This window comes from Aliiroseovarius sp. xm-d-517, from assembly GCF_013283135.1.
Lineage (GTDB): Bacteria > Pseudomonadota > Alphaproteobacteria > Rhodobacterales > Rhodobacteraceae > Aliiroseovarius > Aliiroseovarius crassostreae.
Map to the genome: position 1 here is coordinate 719,659 of NZ_WBXT01000001.1, position 11,969 is coordinate 731,627.

General features: G+C 57.0%; 10 protein-coding genes. 5 read left to right on the top strand and 5 right to left on the bottom strand.

Annotated elements, in window-relative coordinates; all coding sequences use genetic code 11:
- Together XMD517_RS03400 and XMD517_RS03405 are read right to left on the bottom strand one after the other, a co-directional pair.
- Nucleotides 1-1,062, bottom strand: coding sequence for a cysteine desulfurase family protein (locus tag XMD517_RS03400; protein ID WP_173487125.1), 1,062 nt, complete (start codon nucleotides 1,060-1,062; stop codon nucleotides 1-3).
- A gap of 138 nt (nucleotides 1,063-1,200) precedes the next feature.
- Complete coding sequence (locus XMD517_RS03405; protein WP_173487124.1) at nucleotides 1,201-1,662, bottom strand: Rrf2 family transcriptional regulator; 462 nt, start codon at nucleotides 1,660-1,662, stop codon at nucleotides 1,201-1,203.
- 188 nt (nucleotides 1,663-1,850) lie between these two features.
- Here XMD517_RS03405 and XMD517_RS03410 point away from each other — a divergent pair, with 188 nt between their 5' ends.
- The 3 genes from XMD517_RS03410 (at nucleotide 1,851) to XMD517_RS03420 (ending at nucleotide 4,180) form a co-directional block, all read left to right on the top strand.
- Nucleotides 1,851-2,504 carry an alpha/beta hydrolase gene (locus XMD517_RS03410; protein ID WP_055192119.1) on the top strand — a complete coding sequence of 218 codons (654 nt, stop codon included), beginning with the start codon at nucleotides 1,851-1,853 and terminating at the stop codon, nucleotides 2,502-2,504.
- A 36-nt stretch (nucleotides 2,505-2,540) separates the two neighbouring features.
- Nucleotides 2,541-2,783, top strand: coding sequence for a hypothetical protein (locus tag XMD517_RS03415; protein ID WP_173487123.1), 243 nt, complete (start codon nucleotides 2,541-2,543; stop codon nucleotides 2,781-2,783).
- A 449-nt stretch (nucleotides 2,784-3,232) separates the two neighbouring features.
- Nucleotides 3,233-4,180 (top strand): hypothetical protein, encoded by a 948-nt coding sequence (locus tag XMD517_RS03420; protein ID WP_173507582.1) that lies wholly within the window; start codon nucleotides 3,233-3,235, stop codon nucleotides 4,178-4,180.
- Between the two features lie 6 nt (nucleotides 4,181-4,186).
- On the opposite strand, the gene XMD517_RS03425 is transcribed toward XMD517_RS03420, so the two are convergent.
- The 3 genes from XMD517_RS03425 to ctaA form a co-directional block, all read right to left on the bottom strand.
- On the bottom strand, nucleotides 4,187-4,801 hold the full coding sequence (locus XMD517_RS03425) for a transglutaminase-like cysteine peptidase (protein ID WP_173487121.1): 615 nt from the start codon (nucleotides 4,799-4,801) through the stop codon (nucleotides 4,187-4,189).
- A 231-nt stretch (nucleotides 4,802-5,032) separates the two neighbouring features.
- Nucleotides 5,033-6,511 (bottom strand): carboxypeptidase M32, encoded by a 1,479-nt coding sequence (locus XMD517_RS03430; protein ID WP_173487120.1) that lies wholly within the window; start codon nucleotides 6,509-6,511, stop codon nucleotides 5,033-5,035.
- Between the two features lies 1 nt (nucleotide 6,512).
- A complete protein-coding gene (gene ctaA, locus XMD517_RS03435) occupies nucleotides 6,513-7,655 on the bottom strand; it encodes a heme A synthase (RefSeq protein WP_173487119.1) in 1,143 nt (380 codons plus the stop codon).
- Between the two features lie 242 nt (nucleotides 7,656-7,897).
- Between ctaA and gyrA the strand changes: the two genes are divergently transcribed.
- Together gyrA and XMD517_RS03445 are read left to right on the top strand one after the other, a co-directional pair.
- Complete coding sequence (gene gyrA, locus XMD517_RS03440) at nucleotides 7,898-10,669, top strand: DNA gyrase subunit A (RefSeq protein ID WP_368493362.1); 2,772 nt, start codon at nucleotides 7,898-7,900, stop codon at nucleotides 10,667-10,669.
- 308 nt (nucleotides 10,670-10,977) lie between these two features.
- Nucleotides 10,978-11,934: a hypothetical protein gene (locus XMD517_RS03445; RefSeq protein ID WP_173487118.1), complete on the top strand. Its 957-nt coding sequence runs from the start codon at nucleotides 10,978-10,980 to the stop codon at nucleotides 11,932-11,934.
- Nucleotides 11,935-11,969 lie beyond the last annotated feature (35 nt).

Genomic DNA, 11,969 nt, shown 5'->3' on the forward strand with positions numbered 1-11,969 from the left:
TCACCCTTTCGATCCGCCTGAGCCCTTGCGGGCGCGGAATTTTCCATATTCCCGACCCCATGCATCTGCAAATGCAAGGATCTGTTCCTCACTTGTATCAGGGCCAATCGACACGCGAACCGCGCAAGACGCCAACCCTTCATCATAGCCCATCGCCCGCAGAACTGCGCTCGATTTCACTTTCCCGGACGAGCAGGCAGATCCGGCCGAAATGGCAAAACCCGCCAGGTCCATCACCATCACCTGCGTCTCGCCCTTCCAGCCGGGGGTGATGAAACAGGAGGTATTGGGAAGCCTGTTTTCGGCTTTCCCGACAAAAATAGTGTCTTTTTCCGATTCCGCAATGGCGTTTTCTAGAATCTTTCTAAGTTCTGCGACTCGTTCGCAAACACCGTTCTCCAGATCAAGCTGAGCCGCTTTAGCAGCCGCCGCAAACCCACTGATCCCAATCAGGTTTTCCGTGCCAGAGCGGCGCCCCATCTCTTGCCCGCCGCCCTTGATCTGCGCCGCAATGTCTGTGCCGCGTTTCACGATCAACGCCCCGATCCCCTTTGGCCCACCCAATTTATGGGCCGAGACAATCGCCATATCCGCCCCACACCAATTGAATGCAAAGGGGATTTTACCAAATGCCTGCGTCGCATCGGTCAACAGCAGCCCGCCCGGCAAGGTCTGGATCACACCCGTTTCCGAATTGGCCAGTTGCAAGGCAGATTTCGCCGGGGCGGTCACAGTTACTGAGCCATTTTCAGACACGTCCAGATCTTCGCTGCACCAGGACCGCACCGCATCATGTTCGACGCTGGCGCAATACAGGCCCTTTCCCGAAAGCGCCAGGGCCGCGGCCTCGGTCGCTGAGGAGGTAAAGATGATATCGGCGCCTTCCGCCCCAAGGGCAGCGGCCAGATCTTTACGCGCGCGCTCCATCATTCCCTTGGCGGCGCGCCCTTCGCTGTGAACGGAAGAGGGATTACCGACAAGATCCATGGCCTGAAGCATCGCCTCTCTCGCCTCGGGACGTAAAGGCGTGGTTGCGTTCCAGTCCAGATAGGTTCGGGTCATGTTTTTCACTGCGTCTTTTCACTGCCGCATCCGAAAGATGCGCCTCACCGTGCATCCATGCTCAATGCGTTGTTTTGCACCGGAGCGGCCTGACAAAAATCAAGCGCGCCGCCGCTTTATGCGATCGGGCCGGCATTTCTACTCGTCATCCACCACCGCAAACAGCGTGGGAACCGCAGGGCACGGGGTCAGTTCGTTCTTCACGACGTCAGACAACCGGGTCTGGTGCAGGAACACATAGACATGGGCGGACAGACCTTCCCAAAGCCGGTTGGTCATCGATTGCGCCCGCGACCCGGACGAGGCCCCCGACGCCCCTGCCCCCTTGTGCAGCGCCGAAACAGTCTCATCAACCGCGGCCAGGATTTCAGCCACGCGAATATCGCTGGCAGAGCGCGCCAGACGATACCCGCCGCCCGGCCCCCGCACACTTTCCACCAGTTCCGCCCGACGCAGCTTCACAAAAAGCTGTTCGAGATAAGGTAGCGAGATATCCTGACGTTTTGACAGATCCGTCAGCGACATCAGTTCACCCGCAGGCATCATCGCCAGATCTGCCAGCGCCACCATGGCATACCGGCCTTTGGTCGAAAGTTTCATCACTGCCCCCTATCTGTCGCCGTCAATCCGCGCCAAAAACATTGACCTTGACCGCGTGGGCCACTAGGTCACTAAAGACGTGCTTGCTCAGGGCTTTGCACCCGAGACTTGCGCACCCCGTATTATGGCGCGCGCCCCAACCCGTCAAGGATTGCAAAGGGGCCTGCGGACAGGAGAGAGCAAAACGAATGCCCGAAGTGATTTTTCCCGGCCCAGAAGGCCGGCTCGAAGGCCGCTACCACCCGCAAAAAACAAAAGATGCCCCGATTGCCATTGTCTTGCACCCGCATCCACAATTTGGCGGCACGATGAACAACAAGGTGGTCTACAACCTCCACTACGCCTTCCACAAAATGGGCTTCAACGTCCTGCGGTTCAATTTCCGCGGCGTGGGGCGTTCGCAGGGGGAATATGATCAGGGCGTTGGCGAACTGTCAGATGCGGCCTCGGCGCTGGATTACCTTCAGTCCATGAACCCGAATGCCAAACATTGCTGGGTGGCTGGATTTTCATTTGGGGCCTGGATCGGCATGCAATTGCTGATGCGCCGACCGGAAATCACTGGTTTCGTTTCCGTGTCCCCTCCGGCAAACATGTATGATTTCAGCTTCCTGGCCCCCTGCCCCAGTTCGGGCCTGATCCTGAATGGCACCAATGACCGCGTGGCCCCACCGGCGGACACCCATGCGCTTGTCGACAAACTGCACGAACAAAAGGGCATCACCATCACCCACACGGAAATCGAAGGCTCGGGCCATTTCTTTGAAGAGCCGCACATGGACACCATGATCACCTGCGTGGACGAATATGTGCGCCGTCGCCTGACCGAAAACACACGCTGAACGCGGCTGGTTTCCACAATTTAGAGGGGGCGGAACATGGATTTTCTGGAACAGGTTGCCGACGAACTGGCAACAGATGTTTTGAAAGTTGTGGACGCAACCGGTGATGAAAGCATTATCACCCGGATTAAGAAAGAAGTCGGGATTTCCTCGACCACTCTGGAAGAGGCGTTCATGACCGCAGTCAGGGTGCGTCGTGCGGAAGTGCGCGGCCGCGCCCTCTTGCGGGAAATCGCAAATGACGCCCTGTCTGAACGCGAAGGTTCAGCCGAGGAATAAATCCGGAAACCAGGAAAGTTAAGAACCCGCGGGCCACAGGATGGCGCGCGGGTTTTAAACTTTTTGGCAGTTGCAAAACCCTGATCAAATGCGGTTTCAGTTTGACGATCAACGCGGAAATATGGCCATTTTGCCCTAATTCCCATCGCCCCTCAGGGCCGTTACAAGCCGATGCCGGTCCTCAAATTCTCGTGAGATTCCGGTGCTAAATAAAACTTTAGATTAAACTACAATAATCCAAAGATACCCCAAACTAACCAGATAGGTAGACGTAACTTTGTCATGATTGTGGCAGAATTTTGACTGTAATTGGGAGCCGATTTTTCACGGCACTTCCTTCTCCGGTCAGCTTCCGAGCTCCGAAGTTTTTTTGAAATAACTTTCTTTTTACGGGGGGTAGAATGTTTAGAACCAGAACATCCACGCTAAGCATGCTCGCTGCTGGCATCATGCTTATTGGATCTGCACAAAGCAGCTTTGCAACTGAATGTACGTTTAAAACGCATCGGGCATCCCTTGATGCAGATATCTTGTGCGGCTGCACAAGTGTGACGACAAAGCTGCTGCGGCACATTCAGAGAAGTGACGACTTTCTCACTATTCTTGAAAAAACAAGCGCGCAATGTCCGGCCTTTGCAAACGCATTGAACGCATTGCCAACGGCAACGATCCCGTCTGCCTTGCCTGACTACGACGATGAACCCAACCAAAAGCCAGGTGGCGGCGGTAGCGGCGGCGGCGGCGGTGATGGCGGCGGTGACGGCGGCGGTGATGGCGGCGGTGACGGCGGCGGTGACGGCGGCGGTGACGGCGGCGGTGACGGCGGCGGTGATGGCGGCGGTGACGGCGGCGGTGACGGCGGCGGTGATGGCGGCGGTGATGGCGGCGGTGATGGCGCGGTGACGGCGGCGGTGACGGCGGCGGTGACGGTGGCGGTGACGGCGGCGGTGGCGGTGACGGCGGCGGTGACGGCGGCGGTGACGGCGGCGGTGACGGCGGCGGTGACGGCGGCGGTGACGGTGGCGGTGACGGCGGCGGTGACGGCGGCGGTGACGGCGGCGGTGACGGCGGCGGTGACGGCGGCGGTGACGGCGGCGGTGATGGCGGCGGTGACGGCGGCGGCAACGGCGGCGGCAACGGCGGCGGCAACGGCGGCGGCAACGGCGGCGGCAACGGCGGCGGCAACGGCGGCGGCAACGGCGGCGGCAACGGCGGCGGCGGCAATGGCAACTCGGATTCCACAAACGGGAACTCAGGCAATTCCAGCGGGAACGGTGGCTGCACGAGCGGTGGGAACCAAGGCAAAAACAACTGCTAAGTCAAACAAACAAAACGGGCGTAGCAAATGCTACGCCCGTTTTCTGTCTGCACCGTTTTTTGGGTGTGAAGACTATTGAAAGGTCTTAACCACCTGCGAAGACATTGACCCAGCGAGCAGGATTGTTCGGATCCTGCATCCGCAAAAACACATAACGGGTATCCTGCCAGCTTCGAATCTTATTCGTCACATTGTCCAGGATCAGATCCCCTTTGGCCGAACGATACACAAGAACCGCATGAGAATTGCGTTTTCGGTCAAGAACCGTTGCGATCAAAAGGCGCTGCGGCGAAATCCCCTGCCGGATCAGCGCATGTTTCTTTGCAAGCGCATAATCCTCACAGTCGCCACCAAGCCGGGAAGGCATGGTCCAGCGTTCCGCAACACCATATTGCTTCTGATCATCCACTGGGCGGATGGTCCGATTGACATGGGAATTGATCTGTCGGACCACCTTCATCTCACCAGGGCTTACGGCGCGATCCGCCGAGCCGGTGGAACAGGCCCATCGATATGTTTGACACAGAGTTCTGGCACCCGGAGGTGCCGCAACCTGCCCCTTGTTCGGGACAAAATAGCCACCAGCTGCGGTTGCGACCTCGGCCCCGCCGAGCATAACCGCACCAACGGCCACGAAAATCATAGATTTAACAGCGCTTGCCACGCGCAATCTGCCCCCCGGCATTACATACTGCTTCATGTCTCTATCCCGCTCCTTGCCTTGCACCTCATACTAAAATGGCTTGGCGTCAAAGGGTTCATTTCATGACAAGTTCCCCTGTCAGGAGTTAAGATAGAGTGTAAATTTGTCCAAAAATGGGCCTGTATGCGGCCAGATAGCTGCATTTGTGCGTATCTGGCTACAATACTTTTTCCCAAGCGCGGATTGTTGCCGATTTAAACATGCAATCACACATGCAATCGGAATGGCTCACAGCTGGTAGATCTCAGAAAACTTGCTTTCCAGATAGCTCAACAACGGCTCAACCGTTATGGAAGATCCGGTTGCATGCGTGATGGTCGCAACCGGTTCACGAAGGCCGCCGTATTTCTGAAGTTTTTCCCTCAACCACCCTGTCGCATAAGTGGCATGACCTTGTGCAAGCTGGGCCTCCAGATCGGGCAGATCCGCACACAGGGCCTGGTAAAGACATCCCGCGTAAATATTGCCCAATGCGTAAGTTGGAAAATAGCCAAACAGCCCGACGGCCCAATGCACATCCTGCAACACTCCGTTCGAAGCTTTGTCGACCTCGTATCCGAAGTCCGTTGCAAAGCGGGCATTCCAGGCATCTTCCAGATCGGCAACATCGAGATGCCCGGTGATCAACCGGCGCTCAAGATCAAAGCGCAACATCACATGCAGGTTATACTGGACCTCGTCCGACTCAGTTCGGATAAAGCCTTTGTTGATCCGGTTGACGGTTCCGTAAAACGCCTCAGCGGATGACGCAGGGGCCTTACCAAATGCCTTTTCCATCTGCCCAAACAGGTAGTCCGTAAACGCACGCGACCGGCCGATCTGATTTTCGTAAATCCTCGACTGGCTTTCATGCACCCCCATTGACACGCCTGTGCCCAGAGGCGTGAAGAGATGCGTTTTGTCGATGCCCAGTTCGTAACAGGCGTGGCCCACCTCGTGTATGGTCGAATAGAAACAGTTGAACGGATCTTCTTCTGCCGTGCGGGTGGTAATGCGAACATCTTGCCCCGAGCCGGACGAAAACGGATGAACCGCCTTGTCCAACCGGCCATTGCGGAAGTCATACCCAAACTTCCTGGCAAGTTTGCGCGCCAGCTTCATTTGCTTCTTGGCCGCGTAAGTGCCGATGAGGGCTTCGGGCTGCCGATCGGCGCCGAGAGCGGCATCGCGCAACGCCACGAGGCGCGGACGCATGGCATCAAACAGGGCCTGTATCTCTGTCCCTGATGTGCCCGGTTCATAGCCCTCCAGAAGCGCGTCATAGAGATCTCCGCCATCCGCAAGAGCCGCGGCGCGCTCTCTCTCCAGCATGACAACTTGTTCAAGAACAGGACGGAAGGCTTTGAAATCATTTGAAGCTCGAGCGTCTGCCCAATGCCGTTGCGCCCCGGACGTCACGCGGGCAATTTCGGTTGCGAGCGCCTCGGGCACGCGGGATCTGCGGGTAAAATCCCGGCGGATATGGCGCAAGTTTGCGCGCTGAGTTTCATTCAATTCATCTTCATCAATGGCCGCCAACCATTCGCCAATTCGCGGATCCGTTCGGCGTTGATGCAGGATTTTCTCAAGCACGGCCATTTCCTCGGCCCGCTGATTGCCCGCACCATCGGGCATCATCGTTTCCTGATCCCAGCCCTGGCGTCCTGCGACCTCACCCAGCGTATTTGTATCGCGCTGGAAGCTCATCAAATCATTGTAATTTTTCATATCAACCTCTTACGGATTGCTCGTTGGGATAGCCGGACATGAACCGGGCATTCAGGATCAAAACAAAGGACAGGATGGCACCAATCTGATGGGTGATGGCCACATGAAGCTGGGCTGCCTGCAACACGGTGGCAATGCCAAGAACGGCTTGTGCCAGCACCATGACTGCGACCAGCGAAAACGCCAGTCGCGTATCCGCATTGGGGGACCGGCGCGATGCGCGCCAGACGATCAGGACAAACACCACCACCAGATAGCCCATCATCCGGTGCATGAACTGAACCAACCCGGCATTTTCAAAGAAATTTCGCCAGATCGGTGAGATTTCAAACGCATCAGGCGGGAAGACCTGTCCTGCCATCCAGGGCCAGTCCACAAAGCTACGGCCAGCATCAATACCCGCCACCAGGGCGCCCAGCAGGATTTGCAGGAACGCAAGATGCAACAGCCCGGTGGACAGGCCCCAGAGCTTCCCCTCACGCGCACGACGCGCCGTCATCAGCTTGGCAGCATCGCGCCCAAGGGAAAGAAGATACCAGGAGATCAGCCCGAGGATCAGAAAGGCGAGCCCGAGATGGATCGCCAGACGGTAAGCCGCAACATCCACCCGTTCCCCTGTCAGCCCTGAGGACACCATCCACCAGCCGATTGCCCCCTGCAGCCCGCCAAGGGCACCAAGCCCAAGGAAACGGGGCACCCAGCCGGTGGGAATGGATTTCGTAACCAGCAAAAGCAGAAAACCAACAGCCCAGACCAGACCAATAAAACGGCCCAACTGACGGTGCCCCCATTCCCACCAGTAGATCTCTTTGAATGCGGCCAGATCCATATGGCTGTTTTGCAGCTTAAATTCCGGGATCTTCTGGTATTTCTCGAACTCCGCACTCCATGCAGCCTCGGACATCGGGGGGAAAGCACCGGTGATCGGCGCCCATTCGGTGATCGAAAGCCCCGAATCCGTCAGCCGGGTCAGCCCGCCGACCACAACCATTGCCGCCACCAGGACAAACAGCATCGCCAACCAGATCCGAACCAGACGACGGTTTCCGCCCGAAGCACCGCCACGATCAATGCCGCCGGTTCGGGCTTCAGGCTTGGCGCCTTGTTCGCTCACGTCTTCGAATATGCTGCGAGGCTTGGTCATGTTGCGCTCTCCTTGATCTGGCGATTGGGGCTGGTCGCGAGTTTGCGCGATACTCCTTTATGTAACCCGGAAAGTGAAGAGCGAAAGCACGGCGACGTCGTCTGGCCCCGTCATCTGGCCCTGTTCGAAATTCCACCCATTTCACCGCCAACAGCCGGGCTTTTGGTTGCCCCCCGCACCTCGCCGATGATATAGAGGGACGATCAAGATATTGTGTGAAACGCACCAGAACGGCGGACAACGTGAGCGATACTCCCGAAAATCCTGAAAACACAGGCGAAATGCCCCCTGAACGCCCCATCTATGACGGGCCACAGATCTCAATCGAAGAGGAGATGAAGACCTCCTATCTCGACTATGCGATGTCGGTCATTGTCAGCCGGGCGATCCCGGATCTGCGCGATGGGTTGAAGCCGGTTCATCGGCGCATTCTTTATGCAATGCATGAAACCGGCAACAGCCATGACAAGCCATATCGCAAATCGGCCCGCCCGGTTGGCGACACGATGGGGAAATACCACCCGCATGGGGATTCAGCGATCTATGACGCGTTGGTGCGGATGGCGCAGCCGTTCTCCATGTCGCTGCCGCTTCTGGATGGTCAGGGCAACTTCGGGTCGATGGACGGCGATAACCCGGCGGCAATGCGCTATACCGAAGTGCGGATGGACAAACCCTCGGCTTCACTGCTGGCGGATATTGAAAAAGATACGGTGGATTTCACCGATAACTATGACGGCAAAGACCTGGAACCCACTGTTTTACCTGCACGTTTTCCAAACATGCTGGTCAATGGTGCTGGCGGGATTGCTGTCGGTATGGCCACCAATATCCCCCCACATAACCTGGGCGAAGTGATTGACGGCACCCTGGCGCTGATCGAGAACCCCGACCTTTCTTCCGAAGGGTTGATGGAATATATCCCCGGACCGGATTTCCCGACCGGCGGCATCATGCTGGGCCGTTCCGGCGCCCGCAAAGCCTATACCGAAGGGCGCGGGAGCGTGATTGTCCGGGCAAAATCGCGCATCGAGGAGATCAGGAAAGATCGCTACGCCATTGTTTTGGATGAGATTCCCTATCAAGTGAACAAAGCGACGCTGATTGAGAAAATTGCCGAAGGCGTGCGCGACAAGCGGCTTGAGGGCATTTCCTCGGTCCAGGATGAATCAGACCGGATTGGTGTGCGCGTTGTGGTCGAGCTGAAACGCGACGCGACCCCCGAAGTGGTGCTGAATCAGCTGTTCCGTTACACGCAGATGCAAACCTCGTTCGGGTGCAACATGCTCGCGTTGAACGGCGGTCGCCCGGAACAGCTCACCCTGCGCGATTTCCTAAGCCATTTCATTACCTTCCGTGAGGAAGTTGTCACTCGGCGTACCGCATTTGAACTGCGCAAAGCGCGCGAGCGCAGCCATATCCTCTGCGGTCTGGCCGTTGCGGTTTCCAATGTGGACGAGGTGGTTGCCACCATCCGGGCCTCGCAGGATCCTGCAGATGCCCGCGAAAAACTGATGACCCGCCGCTGGCCCGCCCATGACATCGCGGAATATATTCAGCTGATCGACGATCCGACCCACAAGATGAACGAGGACGGCACCTATAACCTGTCGGAAACGCAGGCCCGCGCCATTCTGGAGCTGCGCCTGCAACGCCTGACGGCCATGGGTGTGAAAGAGGTCACGGACGAACTTCAGGAACTTGCCGCAAAGATCCGGGATTATTTGGATATTCTGCGGTCTCGTGAACGGATCATGTCGATTATTTCTGGTGAGTTGACCGAGGTACGCAACCAGTTTGCCGTGCCGCGCCGCACCGAGATTGTCGACTGGTCGGGCGATATGGACGACGAGGACCTAATTGAACGCGAAGATATGGTGGTCACGATCACCGCGTCCGGTTGGGCCAAACGCACCCCTCTTGCCGACTTCCGCGCTCAAAAGCGGGGCGGCAAAGGTCTGTCAGGCATGCAGACCAAAGACGAGGATGTGATCACCAACCTCTTTGTTGCCAACACCCATACGCAGCTCCTGTTTTTCACCGATGATGGCATGGCCTACAAGTTGAAGACCTGGCGTTTGCCGCAGGGCGGCCGCACGGCGAAGGGCAAACCGCTGGTCAACATCCTGCCAATCCCAACCGGAGTGTCGATCGCCGCAATCATGCCGGTGGATCGGGATGAAAAGGAATGGGACGACCTGCAGGTGATCTTTGCCACGTCCAAAGGATCCGTGCGTCGCAACCGCTTGTCTGATTTCACCAATGTGAAAGCAAATGGCAAAATTGCGATGAAGTTTGAAGGCGACGACGAAGGCACCCGCCTGATCAACGCGCGGATTTGTGATGAGAATGACGACGTTATGCTCGTTACCTCATCCAGTCGCGCCATTCGCTTCCCGGTCACGGATGTGCGCGTTTTCAATTCGCGCAGCTCAACCGGTGTGCGGGGGATCAAGCTGGTCAATGAAGGGGATGAAGTGGTTTCGATGTCGGTGATCCGACACTTTGACGCCACCCCGGACGAGCGCAACGCCTTTATCAAACGGTTCCGGACTGAACTGGGGGCAGATGAAAGCGATGCCGGAGAAGAGCTTTCTGGTGACCTGTCGGAAGAGCGGTATCAGGAAATGCTGGCTGCCAATGACCTTCTGGTCACGCTGAATGAAGGCGGGGCTGGCAATCTGACCTCGTCCCATGATTACCGCGTCAGCGGCCGTGGTGGCCAGGGTGTCGGCGCGATGAAAGGTGGCAATATCGTTGCCTGTTTCCCGGTCGAGATCAGCGATCAGATCATGCTCGCCACGTCGAAAGGCCAGTCCATCCGCTGCCCGGTCAACGGGATTTCCTTCCGCTCGCGTGCTGCAGGTGGCGTGAAAGTGTTCAACACCGGCAAGGGTGAAAGCGTTGTTTCAGTGGCGCGGGTTGTGGAAAGCGAAGACGAGGAGGTCCAGGTGGATGCGCCTGCGCCCCACGAAGCACAGCCCGATGAGGCACAATCCAGCGATCTGTCGTAAGAAGCCGGCCGGGTTGCCCCGGCCCTTCCCCCCAAACGCGGCCGTTTCGCCCCGAAAACAAGACCGGCACAGGGTTACACCTGATGCCGGTTTTTCTTATGGAGCACCGCCTTTTCCACGCGTCTGCTGAACGACACGCCTATTCCAAGGCATTTCGCGAAAAACCTGCCACAAGAGTTCGGCGCGTAACGCATGAAACCTGTTGCGTTTCGCACACGCGAGGCAGGATTTATGGTTCATTTCCAATTGGATGGTTCTCCACATCATCAATCTTCCCTAAGGGACGCTGAAAAGACATTGGGGATAATATGAAACACACAATCGCAATCACCGCCCTTGCCACCTTCGGGACATTGGGGGCTGCTCATGCGGGCGGCCTTGGGACTACCGAAATCGAGCCAACCGTAGATGTTGTGATCGAGGAGACAGCTCTGCTGACCTACGGCCAGTTCAAATTCGAAACCACGATCTTCGACGAAGGATCTCTGACCTCGCTGACGGGGGCAATGGATCTTGATTTTGGTCGCATCGAGGCATCGATTGACGGCAGCACGCTTAAATTCGGTTTTGGCAGCGAAACCATCCTGACCGGCAAACTGGCCTTCGAAGTTGTAGAGGGGGCAGCTCTCTATGTTCATGGCAGCAAATTTGCCGGAGAAACCCTCAAAGGTTTTGGTGCGGATTACCAGAATGATCGCTTTGGCATCAGCTTTCAGCAAAACACGATCAACGAAACCGACCTGAACATTTTCTCGGGCCTTTTCAATATCAACGACAACACAACTGTTTTTGGATCCGTCACATCGGTTGAGGATTTCAACTTCCAGTCCATCGGTGGGCGTTTCGACAACGGTTCCTTTGGGATTGCGGCCGCAACCGCTTGGGGGGAAGAGTTTGAATACGGGTTCAGCTCGCTTGCAGCCACCTATCAGATCCGTCCGAATATTGGTCTGGTTGCCTCGGTTCAAACCACCAATGACGACTGGTTTGACTACGGTTTCTTTAATCTTGGCGCCGCTCTCAACCTGAACGAACATGTCGCCATGGAGGCCCATTACGCCAAGGGCCTGTCGGAGTTTCAAGAAGACAGCTTCGGCTTTGCGCTTGTCGTTCAGACCGGTGACACCCGCAAACGCGTGATCGATCAGGTGATTGAGCTGAACAAAAGCGCCCTTGGCGTATCCGGTGTGGATTTCGGCACGAATGGCATCAGCCAGATCGAAGGTCCGGCTCTTGGCAGCCTGTTTCTGTTCGGCCCGGTCTGATCGGCCCCGCACGAAAAAACGAAGTTCCAAACACC